The organism is Nocardia sp. GP40 (assembly GCF_050434125.1).
GTDB classification, from domain to species: Bacteria; Actinomycetota; Actinomycetes; order Mycobacteriales; family Mycobacteriaceae; genus Nocardia; species Nocardia albiluteola.
In genome coordinates, this window is the sequence record NZ_JBNPVW010000002.1 from 917,400 (window position 1) to 934,792 (window position 17,393).

The following is a 17,393-nucleotide window of genomic DNA, read 5'->3' on the forward strand; positions in this document are numbered from 1 at the left end:
GTCAGAACCAGCTCTTGGCCCGCATGGAATTGGCCAGATCCACCAGCGCATACCGATGCCTGCGCCCGGGCGCGACACGGGCCAGGCCGCGCAGGCTGACCTCGGCGCCGTGACGCAGGTCGCGTTCGGTGAAGGGGGCGCCGAACAGCCCGGCGTCCGGTCGCTTCGGGGTATTGCCCGCCTGCAGCCAGGCCAGGGCGGCGCCCAGCACCAGCAAGCCCATCTGCGGCGCGCGATGTTCGCCGGGCGGCAGCTGCTGGACGCGGCTGGCCGCCACGTACAGTGTGGACTCGTCCAGCTCGGCGATCGGGGCGGCGCTGAGCAGGAGCAGCACCGCCGTCAGGCGGGCCTGCGCGTAATGGCGCGAGGCGGTGGGCACCTGGTCCAGGGCCTGCACTGCCTCGTCGACGCGGTGATCGGCCGCGAGCTGCCGAGCCAGGCCGAAGGCTGCGCTCACCACGCCGCGGTCGGTGCGCCAGACGGTCTTGTAGAACTTCTCCGCGTAGGCGCGCCACTGCTCCGGATCCGGCGACTCCCATTGCTGCACCACGAGTTCCGCTGTCGCCGCCAGCGCCAGTTTCGGTGCGATCTCACCGGGCAGGGCCCGCAGTACCGAGTCGAAGTGGGCGAAGGCCTGCTCGTAGTCCAGGCTCCGCAGACCGGCCAGGCCGAGATACCACTCCACGCGCCAGTCGCCTGCGTCCACCCGGCTCAGCAGTTCGCGGGCGGCGTCGGGCTGATCCAGGTCCAGCTGGATGCGGGCCTCGGCCAGGATGGATTCGACCTCGAAGGTTTCGAGCACCTCGTCGGGTTGGGTGGCCGCGCGTTCGCGTGCGATGCGGACCGCGTCGAGGGCGAGTTGCGGCTCGGGATGGACCGTTCCGGCCAGCAGCGCCGCCGACGGGTCCGAGGGGTCGATCAGCGGAACCGGAAGGGCATCGGCCACGTCCCGGGGCCGCAGATTCTTGCTGCGCTCGATTCCGTCCACGTAGGCGTCGGTCTGGGCGAGCAGTTCCTCGGTCCCGAAGCTGGTCCGGGGCGGGCTGAAAAGCGTTGACAGCTGCGGGTGTTCGTCGCCGGTCTCGGCGGCGAGGAGCTCGCGCAGCACGCCCGCCAGCTGCGTGGTCACCAAGCGCGCGGAGGCGAAGCGGCGGTCGGGATCCGGATCGGTCGCCCGCAGCAGCAGCCGATGGAAGAACTCGTGCCGCGCCAGCACCGGTTCGGTGGCCGGTTCCGGAATTCCGTCGAGATACCGGCCGTGCTCCATCGGCATGTCCAGCGTCAGCACGGCCAGCGTGCGGCCCACCGTGTAGATGTCCGAGGCGGCGCTCGGCCCGGTTCGGGCGATCTCCGGCGCCTGGAATCCCCTGGTGCCGTAGAGATTTCCGTGCGAGTCGAAGGGGGCGGTGGCGCCCAGGTCGATCAGCTCGAGCCGGTCCTGGGTGATCATGATGTTGTCGGGCTTGAGGTCGTTGTACGCCAGGTCCAGCGAATGCAGATACTCCAGAGCCGGCATGATCTCCAGCAGATAGGCCACGGCCTCGGCCACGGGCATCCGCTCGGGCCGCGGATGGGAATCGAGTAGATCGCGCAGCGAACGGCCGCCGACGTACTCCATCACGATATAGCCGATCGGCGTGCCGTGCGGCCCGGGATACTCGACGAAGTTGTGGATCTTCACGATGCTGGGATGCGCCAGCTCGGCGAGGTATTGGCGCTCGGCGACGGCGACGGCCTGCGCGACGGCGTCACCGCTGTGCAGCAGTCCCTTGAGCACCACCCACCTGTCGCTGACATTGCGATCGACGGCCAGATAGATCCAGCCCAGCCCGCCGTGCGCGATGCACCCCTGAATCTCGTACTGCCCGCCGACGATATCCCCCGGCTGCAGATAGGGCCGGAAATCGTAGGTCGCCCCGCAGGTTTCGCAGACTCCCTCCGCCGTGGCGGCGTGCCCGGCCGACGCGCGCCCGACGGGTTTGCCGCAGCGCCAGCAGAATCGGCGCCCCTGCTCGACTACCGGATCGGCGAGCACGGCCGACTGCGGATCGACCGGCGGCACCGGGGGTACCTCGACCAGCCCCGCGCCCAGGCGCCGAAGGGTGGGCCGGGTCCGCCCCGACCGCACGCTACGAGCCGTGGGCTGCGGGCCGGGCTCCGAATCCGGCGCCCCGGCCCGCGCATTCATCGCACCGGTAGGCATCGCCACCCCCGAACCGCGCACCCCCTCGCGTCCCTCCGCGGCCTGTGTCCCGGCAACATCAGGCGTAACTGCCCGAGTGCCAGGACCATCCGGCACAGCGGCTCGAGTACCGGCGAGCTCGTGGGTGACGGCCTGTGTTCCGGGCAGGTCGTGGGTGACCGCCTGTGTTCCGGGCAGGTCGTGGGTGACGGCCTGTGTTCCGGGTAGGTCGTGGGTGACCGCCTGCATTCCGCGCAGATCGCGTGTGGCGGCTTGTGTCTCGGCCAGATCGGTTGTGGTGCCCTGCGTTTCGGCGAGATCGATTGCGGCGGGTTGGGTGCCCGGCTTATCCGGCGCAGCTGCGTGGGTGTCGGCTACGTCGTCTGTTGCGCCCTGCGTGCCTGTGGATTCGGTTGTAGCGGCCTGTGTTTCGGCGAGATCGATCGTCTCGGGTTGGGTGCCTGGCTCAACCGGCGCGGCTGCGTGAGTGTCGCCTACGTCGTGAGTGGCGCCCCGCGTATCAGTGGAGTCGGCTGCGGCGGGTTGTGTGCCTGGTTCATCCGGCGGCTCGGCGGGCTCGGCCGCGCCCGCGGTACCGCCTGCCGGCGTGTCCGGTCCCGGCGCGCTGGGGACGGGTTCGTCTGCGTGGGAATCGGATTCGCGGGGGTCGGGCATGTGCCTCAACCCTGGTATTCCGGCTGCGGGGGGCCGGAGGACGGGCCGAGGGCGGGCTGTAGCCAGCGTTGGTACAGCCGATTCCAGGTGCCGTCCGATCGGATCCGGGCGAGGGTGCCGTTGACGAGCCGCACCATATCGTCATGGCTCGGCGGGATTCCGACGCCGTACGGCTCATCGGTGAGGTCGGGACCGACCAGTTCCACGTAGTAGGGGTCTTGGGCGGCCAGGCCGGCTAGGAGTGCGTTGTCGGTGCTGGCGGCGTCGGCCTGGCGTTGCTGCAGGATGACCAGGCAGTCGGCCCAGGTGGGTGCGGTCAGGATGTTGGCCTTGGGTTGCGCGCGCCGGATGAAGTCCAGTGAGGTGGTGCCTTTGACCATGCACATCCGCTTACCGGCCAGATCCGCCAGGCCGTTGATTCCGGAGTTCTTGGTCACCAGTATCCGCTGGTGCGCCATGAAATACGGAACCGAGAACGCGACATGCTGTTTGCGCTGGCAGTTGATGGTCATGGTCTCGAGCACCACATCGACGGTGTGTTCCTGCAGTGCGCGCTCGCGATCGGTTTGCGAGAGGATCCGGTATTCGACTCGCTGTGGATCGCCGAACAGGTCGCGGGCGATCTCCCCCGCGATGTCGACATCGAAGCCCTCCAGCGTGCCGCTGACCGGGTCGCGGAAGCTGAACAGGTTGCTGCCGGGGTCCAGGCCGACCAGCAGTCGTCCGCGGGCCCGGATGGCGTCGATGCTCGTGCCCTGCGTCGTGCCGTTCGGGCTGAGGCTGGCGGTGACATCGCCGCAGCTCTGCTCGGCCGCCGCCGGTGGTAAGGGCGAATTTGTCGGTAGGGGAGCGGCGCTCGCCGGCAGCGGTGGCTCGATGTAGCTGGCTGTGCTGTCTTCCCGCGGGGCGCTGGTGGTCGCGGCGCACCCGGCGCTCAGCAGTACGGTCGCCGTGAGGGCCAGCGCGGCGCCGTGACGAAATCGCCGCGCGCTCATCGGTACTCCCGCAGTCGTGGCCACAGCCCGCCCACCACGAACAGGGCCGCAAGCACCGCGAGCGTCAGCGCGCCGGGGGACAGCACATCCAACGAGCGGGCGGCACCGGAAATGTTGTCCCGCAACGTATTACGTGTCGTCGCAATGCCATGGACCAGCGAGCTGTCGAGGGTGTTCACGCTTGCGGTCGCCTGGGTGGGGCCGGGGCCGATCGCGATGGCGGCCCCGCCCGGGAAGTCGCCGCGGCCCAGCGCGTCGTTCATCCGCTGATGGGCCGCGCGCCAGCGGTCCAGGGCCGTGTGCGCGGTGGCCACGTCGTCCGTGGCGGGTGCGGAATGCGAATAGCGGGTGAGCAGATCGGTCAGCTTCGTGGTGGCGGTGTCATACGTGCGGTCGTAGTCGCCGCTGTCGTCGCGTCGCACCAGCTTGAGCGTTTCCGCCGCCCGGGCCTGCTGGGTAAGGATGCGGCTCTCCATCAGCTCGGAATTCGGCACGGCCCCGTTGTCCCGGCCATCGGTGGTGGACAGCGCGGAGACCGAGCCGGCCGTGACCGTCCAGGCGAGCAGGATCACCAGCGTGCACGAGGCCACCAGCAGGCCGGGATTGACGACCCGACGCCAGCGCCGGGCGAGATACACCTGCGCGATCACCAGTGCGGCCAGCGCGACGATCGGCAGGATGATCGCCAGCCACGGCGGCCGGACGTGGCGGTGCTGGATGGCCGCGATCGCGGACGTGCGATGCTCCTGCAGCTCCTGCGCCATCGGAAGCATCTTGGTCTGCATCAGACTCGACGCCTCGCTCAGATACGCGGAGCCGACGGGATGGCCGAGGCGGTTGTTGGTGCGGGCGGTCTGGATCAGCTCGGCGTACACGGGCAGGTTCGTGGCGATGCCGGTGCGCAGGGCGATGTCGGGATCGCTGCTGGAGCTCGAGCTGTCGCTGGACTGTGCCACCAGTTCGGCCGACGCGTCACCGATGGCCTGGTTGTAAGCGTCGAGCACGGTCTGCGGCTCCAGGCCGCCGAAGATGAAGGCGGTGCCGGCCTCCGCGTCGGCCACCGACAGCGAGGTGTACAGGCGCTGTGCGGAATTCGCGTCGGGCTCGGCGGAGCGGAGGAGGTTGTCCAGGGCGTGCTGGCGACTGCTCACCTGGGAGGCGGTCACGACCCCGGCCACCAGGCAGAGTCCGAGCAGCACCAGCCCGACGGCGATCAGTTTGGCGGGAGAGGAGCGGGCGAAGGAGCGCAGATCGGTGACGTCGATCTGCTCGCGTACGGCGGCGGCTGCGGCCCACGACGAGAGCTCCTCGAGCCGCGGTTCGGCGGTCCGGGCCATCATCACCTCCGTTCCATCGCCGACGACGGTGCGTGCCGCAGAGTTTGCCCAACTCGACGACTCCGCAAGCTCCGTCGGCCTGCTATCCACAAGAGCTTATTGTTGTCGTAGCGATGCCGCGCGGGTGTATCGCCCTGTTTGCTCCGGTATTTTTCGCACGTGTTGCCCGGGGACCGCGCGGGCGGCGCGGGCGAGGATCGGACGAGGCGAGCATGCGTGGTGACGGAGACGGCTTTGTACACAGCCCCGATGGGACGCGGCAGTGGGGATTGTTCGGGGCCGCCGGACTTCTGCTGCGGGCGCCCCGGCCCGGTGGCGGTGCGCTGGTATTGATGCAGCATCGGGCGCCGTGGAGTCATCAGGGCGGCACCTGGGCGCTGCCGGGCGGCGCCCGGGACAGCCACGAGACCAGCGAGGACGCCGCTGTGCGCGAGGCGCACGAGGAGGCCGGAATCGCGACGGAGCTGGTGCGGGTGCGTGGCAGCCGGGTCACCGCGACCGCACCCAGCGGCTGGACCTACACCACGGTGGTCGCCGATATTTCCGAACCGGTGCCGACGACGGCGAACATCGAGAGCGCCGCGCTGGCCTGGGTGTCGGAGGACGAGGTCGATGCCCGGCCCCTGCATCCCGCGTTCGCCACGGCGTGGCCCCTGCTGCGAACCCGATCGGCGTGCGTCAGCCTCGACGGCATCGCCGAGGCGCCGGAGATCGCCGCCGCTCTGCCTCGCACCGTGGATCTCGCGGATGGGGGCTTCCTGTGGCTGGATGCCGATGGCGCGGCGGGCCGCCCGGTCCGCATCTCCGATCCGGATGGCCTCCCCGCCGATCTTGCCGATGACGTGTTGTATGTCACCCTGAGCCAGGTGCTGGGCTGAGGCGCGATGATCAGACCGCGACGTTCTCGAGCAGCCGGGTCTTGAGGGCCCGGGCCGCGGCCTCGGGGTCGTCGGCCTCGGTGATGGCGCGCACCACGACAATGCGAGTGGCGCCCGCGGCCAGGATCTCGGGCAGGCGCGGCGCATCGATGCCGCCGATCGCGAACCACGGGCGGGCCGGCCCCGCCTCGGCGGTCGAGCGGACCAGGTCCAGACCCGCGGCGCTGCGGCCGGGCTTGGTCGGGGTGGTCCACACCGGACCAGTGCAGAAGTAATCGATGTGCTCCTCGATCGCGGCCTGTCCGGCCTGATCGCGGTCGTGGGTGGAGCGGCCGATCACGACCTCGGGCCCGAGAATCTGCCGCGCGTACCAGGGTGGCAGGTCGCCCTGGCCCAGGTGCAGGACATCGGCGCCGGCGGCCAGCGCGATATCGGCGCGGTCGTTCACCGCGCACAGCGCCCCGTGACGGCGGGCCGCGGCCTTCAGCTCGGCCAGCGCGCCCAGTTCGGCCTGCGCCTCGAGCGGGCCGAACCGCGCCTCACCCGCCGAACCCTTGTCGCGCAGCTGAATGATGTCGACCCCACCGGCCAGCGCCGCCTCGGCGAATGCCGCCAGATCGCCCTTGTCCCGCCGGGCGTCGGTGCACAGGTACAGCCGCGCGGAGGCGAGGCGCTCGCGAGGGGCTACGGGTCGGTACTGGTGGGAGGGTTGCACACCCTCGACCGTAGCCGCGCTACCGTGGGTAGGCGAAACATATACCGCATCCCCGCAGCGAAGGCGGCCGCACGGGGATGCCGAGATTCCGCTACGGCGGATCCGAGCAAGGTGGAGGGTATGCGAACTCTGGCCGTCGTGGGTGGGGGTGTGATCGGTTCGTCGGTGGCGTGGCGCGCCGCCGAATCAGGTTGGGCCGTAACGATATTCGATCCCGCGCCGGGTTCCGGCGCCTCCTGGGTGGCCGGTGGCATGCTGGCCCCGCTGTCGGAGGCGTGGCCGGGGGAGGGCGAGGCCCTGGAATTCGGTGCCGCCTCGTTGGACCGCTGGCCCGGATTCGGCGCCCGTATCCAGGCTGTCACCGGTACCTCGGTCTTCGTCGCCGAGGAGACACTCACCGTTGCGCTCGATGCCGCCGATGCCGCCGATCTGCGCACCATTGCCGAATTCGTCGGCGAACACCGCGTGGCCGCCGTCGAGGGCGGCGCGTCCGGCGGGCAGGCCGGTGCGGGTGGCGACCCGGGGACCTCGCAGGCGCCGCACGCCGCCGCACCCGGCAGACCGGAAGGACTCGGCCCGCGCACTCATGCACTGCGGCTGTTGGACCGAACCCAGGTCAGGGCGGCGGAGCCGGGGCTGGCCCGCACTGTTCGCGCCGGCTTGCTCGCCTCCACCGAACCGGCTGTGGACAACCGGCTGCTGGTCGGGGCGCTGCGGCAATGCTGTGAACAGGTTGGTGTTCACAACCGTGCGGAGGCCGTGACAGACCTGTCGGATCTGAATTACGACCGAGTCGTGCTCGCCGCCGGTGCGTCCGCCGCGCGGCTGTGGCCGGGCCTGGCGGTGCGCCCGGTGAAGGGGGAGATCCTGCGGTTGCGCCACCGCCCCGGCGCACCCCCACCGCCGCGGCGGGTGATCCGCGCGCGGGTGCACGGACGGCCCATGTATCTCGTGCCCCGCGCGGACGGGATCGTGGTGGGCGCGACGCAGTACGAGGCCGGATTCGATACGGCGGTGACCGTCGCCGGAGTCCGGGATCTGATCGCCGACGCCGAGGCCGTGCTGCCAGCGCTCGGCGAGTACGAGCTCGCCGAGGCCGCGGCCGGATCCCGTCCCGCCACCCCCGACAACCTGCCGCTGATCGGCCGGCTGAACGAGCGCGTCGTCGTCGCCGCGGGCCATGGCCGCAACGGAATCCTGGGCGTGCCGCTCACCGTCGATGCGGTGCTGGCCCTGCTGGGCGACGGTGACGTGCCCGCCGCTGCGAAGTTCGCCGATCCCGCCCGTTTTCCACAGAATCTCGGCGCCACCGCTGTCGCCGCATCATCCACAGGAGGTATCCGATGAGCTCGATCCCAATCGGAGTGACAGTCAACGGTCAGGACCACGAATTCGCTGACGAGCTCACCGTGCGCGAGCTGCTCACGCGGCTGGGACTGCCCGATCAGGGAGTTGCGGTCGCGGTGGACGGCGCGGTGTTCCCCAAGTCCCGCTGGGATTCGCCGGTGGGCCGCGGCTGGGAGATCGAGGTACTCACGGCGGTGCAGGGTGGCTAGTACCGGTGCGGACTCGATGATGGAACCGCTGCAGATCGCCGACCGGAAGTTCGCCTCGCGCCTGATCATGGGCACCGGCGGCGCTGAGAACCTGGCCGTGCTGTCCGACGCGCTGGTGGCCTCGGGCACCGAGCTGACCACGGTCGCGATGCGCCGGGTCGACGCCGCGGGCGGCACCGGCGTGCTGGACCTGCTGCGGCGCCTGAACATCGCCCCGCTACCCAACACGGCCGGCTGCCGCACCGCCGCCGAGGCGGTGCTGACCGCGCGGCTGGCCCGCGAGGCGCTGGGCACCGACTGGGTGAAACTCGAGGTCGTCGCCGACGAGCGAACCCTGCTCCCCGACGCCATCGAATTGGTCAGCGCCGCAGAGCAATTGGTCGACGACGGATTCACCGTGCTGCCCTACACCACCGATGATCCGGTGCTGGCGCGGCGACTCGAGGATGCGGGCTGCGCGGCGGTGATGCCGCTCGGCTCCCCGATCGGCACCGGACTGGGCATCGGCAATCCGCACAACATCGAGATGATCGTGGCCGACGCGGGCGTTCCGGTGATCCTGGACGCCGGGATCGGCACCGCCAGCGACGCCGCGCTGGCCATGGAGCTCGGCTGTTCGGCCGTGTTGCTGGCGACCGCGGTGACCCGGGCGCGGCAGCCCGCCGTCATGGCCGCGGCGATGGCCGACGCCGTCCGGGCCGGATACCTGGCGCGCCAGGCCGGTCGCATCCCCAAGCGCTTCTGGGCACAGGCGTCCTCTCCCGTGTTGTGAGCAACCGAGCCTGTGGATGAAGCTCAGGGTGCATCTCATCCTCGAGGATGACGTAATCGAGACCTGTGAGCGATAGTGGGCACGGCAATCCTCCGCGAGACTGGTCGCATGATCGAAGTCAAGGGGCTGACGAAGCGCTTCGGCGCGACCACAGCGGTCGACGACCTGACGTTCACCGTCGAACCCGGCCAGGTCACAGGGTTTCTCGGGCCGAACGGCGCGGGCAAGTCGACCACGATGCGGATGATTCTGGGGCTGGACCGTCCCACGTCCGGCGTCGCCCTGGTGGACGGCAAGCCGTACCGGGAACTGGATCACCCCCTGCACATCGTCGGCGCGCTGCTCGACGCGAAGTGGGTGCACCCGAATCGGTCGGCGCGCGCGCACCTGCGCTGGCTGGCGGCCTCCAACGAGCTGCCCGCGGCGCGGGTGGAGGAGGTGCTGCGGCTGGTCGGCCTGACCGAGGTGGCCGACAAGCGGGCCGGGGGGTTCTCCCTGGGCATGTCGCAGCGCCTGGGCCTGGCCGCGGCGCTGCTGGGCGATCCGCAGATCCTGCTCTTCGACGAACCGGTCAACGGCCTGGACCCGGAGGGCATCCTGTGGATCCGCCGGTTCATGCAGCGCCTCGCCGCCGAGGGCCGCACGGTGCTGGTGTCCAGCCACCTGCTGTCGGAGATGGCGCAGACCGCCGATCATCTGATCGTGATCGGCCGCGGCAAGCTGATATCCGATTCCAGCACCAAGGAGTTCATCGAGCGCGCCTCCGAATCCACTGTGCGCGTGCGCAGTCCGCAGCTGGACCAGCTGCGCAGCCTGCTTACCTCCAGCGGTATGACGGTGCGCGAGGACGGCCTCGCGCAGGTCCAGGACGGCCGCCCGGTGGATGCGGACGCCGTTCCGGCGCTGACGGTGGTCGGCGAGACCAGCGACACGGTCGGCAAGCTGGCCGGTGAGAACGGCATCATGCTGTATGAGCTTGCGCCGCAAAGGGCCTCGCTCGAGGAGGCGTTCATGCGGATGACCGGGGGTGCGGTGCAGTATCACGGCGAAGGCATGGACCAGGTCATGGGAGGTGCGCTCTGATGGGCATGGTGACGGCAGAGCGGATCAAGCTCACCTCGACGAGGTCGCCGATGTGGTGCGCGGCGCTGACGGTGGTGTTCGCGCTCGGGATGGCGGCCCTGTTCAGCCTGCTGCTCAATGTCAGCATCAGCGAGTACCACAAGCAGCTCGACAGCGGGCAGCCGACGATCGCGTCATCTCCGTATCCCACGAACGGGGTTGCGGCGCTGGGGATTACCGGCGCCTCGCAGGGGATGCCCGGCTTCGGCTACATCATGATCATGATCCTGGCGGCGCTGGCGGTCACCAGCGAGTACCGCTTCGGCACCATCCGCGCCACCTTCGTGGCGGTGCCCAACCGCACCGGCGTGCTGGTGGCCAAGGCGGGGCTGATCGCCGCCGCGGCCGCGGTGCTCTCCGCGGTGCTCACCTTCATCAGCTTCTTCATCTTCAAGGCCATGCTGTCCAGCGACGCCGGCCGGTACATGAGCCTGTCCCACGGCGACGCGCACATCTTCTATGCGGTGCCGATCTTCGTGGCCCTGGTGGTGTTCCTGGCGGTCGGAGTCGGGGCGCTGATCCGCCAGTCGGCGGGCGCGCTGTCGCTGCTGATCGTGTGGCCGGTGCTGATCGAGCCGATCATCGGTGCGTTCGGCAAGGTCGGGCGGAACATCGAGGTATTCCTTCCGTTCCAGAATGCCGGTAGGTTCCTCGGAACCGCGGGCGGCGGCGATCTACCCTGGCATTGGGGCACGTGGGGCGGGCTGCTGTACTTCACGGTCGTCGTGGCGATCGTCTTCGGTGCGGCACTGTTCGTGGTCAACAAGCGCGACGCTTGAGTTTCCGGGGCCGTCCCCTGCGGCCCGGGAACGGGTGCAGCGGCCCTCGCCGCACCCGTTGTCACGCCGGGCACTGCCCGCTCGACGTGACACCCACCGGCCCGGTGCAGCTACTGCACCGGGCCGGTGTGCGCCGGGTCACGCGGCAGGAAAACTCTGCGCTAATTGTTTGATAAACACCTTTCGTTCGAAATTGAGCATCCGTAGCATCGGGGCAGCAACCAACACGCTATCCATCGGCGGACCCAGTGAGGTGTTCGCTCCGTCCGATAGAGAGGTGGCCTGGTGGCAACCATTGGTAATACGCCCACCGATGTGTGGCTGGGATACGCTCGAGAAGTGAGTGAAAACTCCTCTGGTGACCGCGGAAACGCGCGTCGCACCGCTGCCGCCGGGAACTCGGCGCGGCGCCGGGAACCGGATCGTTCCCGCCCTGCCGGAGCCGGTGACGGTGGCTTGACGTCCCGCGGCGGCCGATCCGAGCCCGAACCCGAACCCGACATCGTGATTCCCCTCACGCCGGTCGATGCCGAATCCGATCGGCGCCGCCCCGGTGGCCGCCTGCGCGCGGGGCAGCTCTCGGCGCTGATGGCCGCCGCGAGTCAGCGCCGGGATCTGATCGGCGCAATTCGCAAGGCGCGCGAAAATCTGCCCGGCGACCCGGCTTTCGGCGATCCGCTGTCACTGTCGGGCCCGGGCGGGCCGCGTGCGGTGGCCCGCGCGGCCGATAAGTTGGCTGGCTATTCTCCCAGCGCGGCCAAGGAGATCGGGCTGGGTGCGCTGCAGGTGTGGCAGGCGATGCTGGAGCGCGCCGGCCGCGGAAAAGGTAGTGAAGAAGTAACTGTCATGTTCACCGACCTGGTGGCCTTCTCTCGGTGGTCGCTGACCGCCGGTGATGAGGCGACCCTGGAATTGCTGCGTGGTGTCGCGAGCGCGATCGAGCCCCCGATCGTGGATCGGGGCGGGCGGGTGATCAAGCGCATGGGCGACGGGGTCATGGCTATCTTCCTGAGCCCGGACAGCGCGGTGCGCGCCGCGATCGCCGCGAAGAAGCAACTGGCCGAGCTGGCCGTGCAGGGCTATCGGCCGCAGATGCGGGTCGGCCTGCACACCGGGTCGCCGCGCGAGATCGGGGGCGACTGGCTGGGCGTGGACGTCACGATCGCCGCGCGGGTGATGGAGGCCGGAGGCAACGGCAACACCATGCTCTCCCAGGCCACACTCGACGCGCTCGAGCCCGACACGCTCGCCGAGCTGGGCTGCGCCGCCAAGCCGTATCGCCGGAGCATGTTCGCGGCGCCGCTCAGCGGCGTGCCGGAGGACCTGCGGATCTTCCGCCTGGACGGGGAGTAGGCGCTACTACTACTTCCACCAGAGCGCGGCGCCCACCAGCGAGAGCACGGCGCAGACGGCCAGGAAAACGGCCATCGGGCGGCTGTTGCTCTTCCAGGTGGTGAAGGCCCCGCCGATCAGGAACCCGGCGAGGGCCAAGAGCAGAACCACGATCAAGGAATGGGACACGGCCCCATCATGCTCCATGCCTGGTCCGCGTCCCGCTCCGGTGGGTTTCCCGCGCCCTGACGGCGGTCGACGTGCCGCTATGCGCCCCATGCGGGCAATTAACAAGCACGCAGGCTTGATTTTTTCTGTCACCGATGTGACCCTGTAACCGACGCGCGGCGAGGACGCCGCGCCGCTGTAACCACCGACCCCGCCGGCTCCGCAAGCTCCGCCGGCTCACCATCCCCGGAGGCTCACGTTGGGAGGCAACGCACGGATGAGCAATCTGGCCGCCGATCCGGAAGTGATACGGATCGGCAACTGTTCCGGGTTCTACGGTGACCGCTTCGGCGCCATGCGCGAGATGCTCGAGGGCGGTGAGCTCGATGTGCTCACCGGCGACTATCTCGCCGAGCTCACCATGCTGATCCTGGGCCGGGACCGGATGAAGGATCCGGAACTCGGCTACGCCAAGACCTTTGTGCGGCAGCTCGAGGAGTGCATGGGCCTCGCGCTCGACCGGGGCGTGCGGATCGTCGCCAATGCGGGCGGACTCAATCCGGCAGGGCTGGCCCGGAGCATCGCCGAGCTGGCCGAAAAGCTCGGTGTCGCACCGAAAATCGCCCATGTGAGCGGCGACGACCTGCTGGCCCGTGCGGGCGAGCTCGGTCTCGGTGCGCCGCTCACGGCGAATGCCTACCTGGGCGCGTGGGGCATCGTGGAGGCCCTGGACGCCGGTGCGGACATCGTGGTCACCGGGCGGGTGACCGACGCATCGGTGGTGGTCGGTCCGGCCGCTGCCCATTTCAGCTGGGGCAGAAGCGATTACGATGCACTGGCGGGCGCGGTGGTAGCCGGGCACGTGATCGAATGCGGCACCCAGGCCACCGGCGGCAACTTCGCCTTCTTCACCGAGATCGCCGACCTCGGGCGGCCGGGGTTCCCGATCGCCGAGGTACGCCGCGACGGCAGCAGCGTGATCACCAAACACGCGGGCACCGGCGGCGCGGTCACCGTGGACACGGTGCGCGCGCAGCTCATGTACGAGATCCAGGGCGCGCGGTACGCCGGACCGGACGTGACGTCCCGGCTGGACAGCATCAGGCTCTCCCAGCAGGGACCCGATCGGGTGTTGATCGACGGGGCGGTCGGCGAGGCGCCACCGCCGCGAATCAAGGTGTCGCTCAACACTATCGGCGGCTTCCGCAACGAGATGGCCTTCATTCTCACCGGTCTGGACATCGAGGCCAAGGCCGAACTGGCGCGCAATCAGCTGGAGTCGTGGCTGCCGGTACGCCCGGCGGAGCTGGACTGGACCCTCGCGCGGCTGGACCGGGCCGACGCCGAGACCGAGGAACAGGCCAGCGCGCTGCTGCGCTGCGTCGTGCGGGATCCGGACCCGAACAAGGTCGGACGCGCATTCTCCAGTGTCGCGGTCGAATTGGCGCTGGCCAGCTATCCGGGATTCTCGCTGACCGCGCCTCCCGGCAACGGCGGGCCTTATGGGGTGTTCACCCCCGGCTACGTGGACGCGAAGGAAGTTCCCCACGTCGCCGTGCTGCCGGACGGCAGCGAGGTGTCCATCGAGCCCTCCGCCGAGACGCTGGACCTGGAGGAAGTGCCGGAACCCGCACTGCCGCAGTCGCTCCCGCCGTCGGCGACGACGCGAGCCCCGTTGGGAACCATCGCCCTGGCGCGCTCGGGCGACAAGGGGGGCAATGCCAACATCGGCGTCTGGGTCCGCACGGACGACCAATTCGCCTGGCTGGTGCACGCGCTCACCGCCGACCAGTTGCGCGTGCTGCTACCGGAAACCGCGGCGCTGCCCATTACCCGCCACGTGCTGCCGAATCTGCGCGCCGTCAACTTCATCATCGAGGGCCTGCTCGGCGAGGGGGTCGCGTATCAGGCCCGATTCGATCCCCAGGCCAAGGGGCTCGGTGAGTGGTTGCGCGCCCGGCATATCGAAATTCCCGTGGAGCTGCTGCCGTGAGCGGAGCGAGTCATCGACACAGGGCGCACGGCGGCATCAGCGAGTACCAAGTGGAGCCCGCGCCGAGCGCCGACACGACGGCGGTGGAAGTTCGCGGCCGATCGCGCGGAATGGAGAGAGCATGACGTATTCGAATCCCTGGGCGACTTCCGAGCGCCGTGAATTGCGTGCCACGGTGCGGGGTTTCGTCGAGCGTGAGGTGCTTGCGTACCTGGACCAGTGGGAGCGCGCGGGCGAGATCCCGCGCGAGTTGCACAAGAAGGCCGGGGCCCTGGGGCTGCTGGGCATCCAATTCCCGGAGGCCGTGGGCGGTTCAGGCGGCGACGGCATCGACGCCGCGATCGTCTGCGAGGAGATGCACTACGCCGGATGCTCGGGCGGCCTGTTCGCCTCCCTGTTCACCTGCGGCATCGCGGTCCCGCACATCATCGCCTCGGGGAACACCGAGCACATCGAGCGCTGGGTGAAACCGACGCTCGCGGGCGAGAAGATCGGCTCGCTGGCCATCACCGAGCCGGGCGGTGGTTCGGACGTCGGGCATCTGCGCACGACGGCGGCGCGCGAGGGCGACGAGTTCGTCGTGAACGGGGCCAAGACCTTCATCACCTCCGGCGTCCGCGCCGACTTCGTCGTGACCGCGGTGCGCACTGGCGGTCCGGGGGCGGCCGGTGTGTCGCTGCTCGTCGTCGAGAAGGGCACGCCGGGCTTCACCGTGAGCCGCAAGCTGGAGAAGATGGGCTGGCTGGCCTCGGACACTGCCGAACTCTCGTATGTGGATGTGCGCGTTCCGGTGTCGAATCTGGTGGGTCCGGAGAACTCCGGATTCGCGCAGATCGCACAGGCATTCGTGAGCGAGCGGGTGGGCCTGGCGGCTCAGGCGTACGGACATGCGCAGCGCTGCCTGGACCTGACCCTGCAATGGTGCCGGGATCGCGAGACCTTCGGCCGCCCGCTGATCAGCAGGCAGGCCGTGCAGAACACGCTCTCGGAGATGGCCCGGCGCATCGATGTCGCCCGGGTGTACACCCATCACGTGGTGGAGCGTGCGGCCGCGGGGGAGACCGATCTGATCGCCGAGGTGTGCTTCGCCAAGAACACCGCGGTGGAGACCGCCGAATGGGTTGCGCACCAGGCGGTTCAGCTGTTCGGCGGCCTGGGCTACATGCGTGAGTCCGAGGTCGAGCGACACTACCGGGACGTGCGCATCCTCGGTATCGGCGGCGGCACCAGCGAGATCCTGACGAGCCTTGCGGCCAAGCGATTGGGGTTCCAGTCTTGACCATCCTGCGAAGTTCCGTAGACCCGAAATCGGCGGATTACCAGGCCGCCGCCGAGGCCATGACCACCAAGCTGGCCGAGGTGGATGCCGAGTACGCCAAGAACATCGGGGGCGGCGGCCCGGACAAGCTGGCGCGACACCGCAAGCGCGGCAAGCTGACCGCGCGCGAGCGCATCGAACTGCTCATCGACGAGGATTCGCCGTTCCTCGAGCTGGCGCCGCTGGCGGCCTGGGGCAGCGAGTTTCATGTCGGCGCCAGCGTGATCGCGGGGATCGGCATCGTCGAGGGCGTCGAGTGCATGATCGTGGCGCCGGATCCGACCGTGCGCGGTGGCACCTCGAATCCCTGGACGCTGCGCAAGAACCTGCGCATGAACGACATCGCGTTGGAGAACCGGCTGCCGGTGATCGGGCTGGTGGAGTCCGGCGGCGCGGATCTGCCTACGCAGAAGGAGGTCTTCGTCCCCGGCGGCCGCATGTTCCGGGACCTGACCCGGCTCTCGGCGGCCGGAATCCCCACCGTCGCACTGGTATTCGGCAACTCCACCGCAGGTGGCGCGTACGTCCCCGGTATGTCCGACTACACGGTCATGATCAAGGAGCGCTCCAAGGTCTTCCTGGGCGGTCCGCCGCTGGTGAAGATGGCCACCGGCGAGGAGTCCGACGACGAATCCCTCGGCGGCGCCGAAATGCATGCCCGCATCTCGGGTCTGGCCGACTATCTGGCCGTCGACGAGCCGGACGCGATTCGCCTGGGACGCTCGATCATCAAGCGCCTCAACTGGACCAAGCAGGGCCCGCCCGCCCTCGTACCCGGTTCCGAGGTGCTCGAGCCGCGGTACGACCAGGAGGATCTGCTCGGCATCGTGCCGACGGACCTCAAGATCCCGTTCGATCCGCGCGAGGTCATCGCCCGCGTGGTGGACGGATCCGATTTCGACGAATTCAAGCCGCTGTACGGCTCGAGCCTGGTCACGGGATGGGCGCAGCTGCATGGTTATCCGGTCGGCATCCTCGCCAACGCCCGCGGCGTGCTGTTCTCCGAGGAGGCACAGAAGGCCACACAGTTCATTCAGCTGGCCAACCAGTCGAACACGCCACTGCTGTTCCTGCACAACACCACCGGCTACATGGTCGGCAAGGAATACGAGCAGAAGGGCATCATCAAACACGGCGCGATGATGATCAACGCGGTTTCCAATTCGAAGGTCCCGCATATCTCGCTGCTCATGGGCGCCTCCTACGGCGCGGGTCACTACGGCATGTGCGGCAGGGCCTACGACCCGCGCTTCGTCTTCGCCTGGCCCAGCGCGAAATCCGCCGTCATGGGCGGCGCGCAGCTGGCGGGCGTCATCTCCATTGTCGGCCGGGCCGCGGCCGAATCCCGGGGGATGCCCTTCGACGAGGAGGCCGATGCGGGCATGCGCGCGATGATCGAGGCACAGATCGAGGCCGAATCGCTGCCGATGTTCATGTCGGGCCGCCTGTACGACGACGGCGTCATCGACCCCCGCGATACCCGCACGGTGCTGGGAATGGCGTTGTCCGCCATTCACAATGCCCCGATCAAGGGCGCCGAGGGCTTCGGCGTCTTCCGGATGTGAGGGGAG

Annotated in this window: 15 protein-coding genes; 10 read left to right on the forward strand and 5 right to left on the reverse strand. The window is 69.3% G+C overall.

From position 1 onward, the window contains the following. Window position 1: 1 nt before the first annotated feature. The 3 genes from ABH933_RS08850 to ABH933_RS08860 are packed head-to-tail and all read right to left on the reverse strand — an operon-like array spanning window position 2 to window position 5,192. Complete coding sequence (locus tag ABH933_RS08850) at window positions 2-2,857, reverse strand: tetratricopeptide repeat protein (RefSeq protein WP_429419042.1); 2,856 nt, start codon at window positions 2,855-2,857, stop codon at window positions 2-4. A 5-nt stretch (window positions 2,858-2,862) separates the two neighbouring features. Beyond that, window positions 2,863-3,852 carry a glutamate ABC transporter substrate-binding protein gene (locus ABH933_RS08855; RefSeq protein WP_429419044.1) on the reverse strand — a complete coding sequence of 330 codons (990 nt, stop codon included), beginning with the start codon at window positions 3,850-3,852 and terminating at the stop codon, window positions 2,863-2,865. Further along, window positions 3,849-5,192: a hypothetical protein gene (locus ABH933_RS08860; protein WP_429419046.1), complete on the reverse strand. Its 1,344-nt coding sequence runs from the start codon at window positions 5,190-5,192 to the stop codon at window positions 3,849-3,851. The genes ABH933_RS08855 and ABH933_RS08860 overlap by 4 nt, the downstream gene beginning before the upstream one ends. A 209-nt stretch (window positions 5,193-5,401) precedes the next feature. Here ABH933_RS08860 and ABH933_RS08865 point away from each other — a divergent pair, with 209 nt between their 5' ends. Further along, window positions 5,402-6,067 carry an NUDIX hydrolase gene (locus ABH933_RS08865; RefSeq protein WP_429419048.1) on the forward strand — a complete coding sequence of 222 codons (666 nt, stop codon included), beginning with the start codon at window positions 5,402-5,404 and terminating at the stop codon, window positions 6,065-6,067. Window positions 6,068-6,077: 10 nt separating this feature from the next. Here the strand turns inward: ABH933_RS08865 and thiE are convergent, their stop codons facing one another. Continuing rightward, window positions 6,078-6,782, reverse strand: a complete 705-nt coding sequence (thiE, locus tag ABH933_RS08870; RefSeq protein ID WP_429419050.1) for a thiamine phosphate synthase — start codon at window positions 6,780-6,782, stop codon at window positions 6,078-6,080. A 120-nt stretch (window positions 6,783-6,902) separates the two neighbouring features. Between thiE and ABH933_RS08875 the strand changes: the two genes are divergently transcribed. From ABH933_RS08875 to ABH933_RS08900, 6 genes are all read left to right on the forward strand, one after another. Beyond that, entirely contained in the window at window positions 6,903-8,129 is a 1,227-nt protein-coding gene (locus ABH933_RS08875; protein ID WP_429419052.1) for an FAD-dependent oxidoreductase, read from the forward strand. Further along, complete coding sequence (gene thiS, locus ABH933_RS08880; RefSeq protein ID WP_215922160.1) at window positions 8,126-8,338, forward strand: sulfur carrier protein ThiS; 213 nt, start codon at window positions 8,126-8,128, stop codon at window positions 8,336-8,338. Before ABH933_RS08875 ends, thiS begins: the two co-directional genes overlap by 4 nt. 19 nt (window positions 8,339-8,357) lie before the next feature. Continuing rightward, window positions 8,358-9,110: a thiazole synthase gene (locus tag ABH933_RS08885; protein ID WP_372452157.1), complete on the forward strand. Its 753-nt coding sequence runs from the start codon at window positions 8,358-8,360 to the stop codon at window positions 9,108-9,110. A gap of 108 nt (window positions 9,111-9,218) precedes the next feature. Continuing rightward, window positions 9,219-10,193: an ABC transporter ATP-binding protein gene (locus ABH933_RS08890; RefSeq protein ID WP_429419054.1), complete on the forward strand. Its 975-nt coding sequence runs from the start codon at window positions 9,219-9,221 to the stop codon at window positions 10,191-10,193. Then, window positions 10,193-11,011, forward strand: a complete 819-nt coding sequence (locus ABH933_RS08895) for an ABC transporter permease (RefSeq protein ID WP_429419056.1) — start codon at window positions 10,193-10,195, stop codon at window positions 11,009-11,011. Before ABH933_RS08890 ends, ABH933_RS08895 begins: the two co-directional genes overlap by 1 nt. A 504-nt stretch (window positions 11,012-11,515) precedes the next feature. After that, on the forward strand, window positions 11,516-12,364 hold the full coding sequence (locus ABH933_RS08900) for an adenylate/guanylate cyclase domain-containing protein (RefSeq protein ID WP_429419258.1): 849 nt from the start codon (window positions 11,516-11,518) through the stop codon (window positions 12,362-12,364). Window positions 12,365-12,373: 9 nt separating this feature from the next. On the opposite strand, the gene ABH933_RS08905 is transcribed toward ABH933_RS08900, so the two are convergent. Next, window positions 12,374-12,532, reverse strand: a complete 159-nt coding sequence (locus tag ABH933_RS08905; RefSeq protein ID WP_429419058.1) for a hypothetical protein — start codon at window positions 12,530-12,532, stop codon at window positions 12,374-12,376. Between the two features lie 256 nt (window positions 12,533-12,788). Between ABH933_RS08905 and ABH933_RS08910 the strand changes: the two genes are divergently transcribed. From ABH933_RS08910 to ABH933_RS08920, 3 genes are all read left to right on the forward strand, one after another. After that, window positions 12,789-14,504: an acyclic terpene utilization AtuA family protein gene (locus ABH933_RS08910; protein ID WP_429419061.1), complete on the forward strand. Its 1,716-nt coding sequence runs from the start codon at window positions 12,789-12,791 to the stop codon at window positions 14,502-14,504. A gap of 121 nt (window positions 14,505-14,625) precedes the next feature. Next, window positions 14,626-15,783 carry an acyl-CoA dehydrogenase family protein gene (locus ABH933_RS08915; RefSeq protein ID WP_429419063.1) on the forward strand — a complete coding sequence of 386 codons (1,158 nt, stop codon included), beginning with the start codon at window positions 14,626-14,628 and terminating at the stop codon, window positions 15,781-15,783. Continuing rightward, complete coding sequence (locus tag ABH933_RS08920; protein ID WP_429419065.1) at window positions 15,780-17,387, forward strand: acyl-CoA carboxylase subunit beta; 1,608 nt, start codon at window positions 15,780-15,782, stop codon at window positions 17,385-17,387. Before ABH933_RS08915 ends, ABH933_RS08920 begins: the two co-directional genes overlap by 4 nt. The last annotated feature ends 6 nt before the right edge of the window (window positions 17,388-17,393 follow it).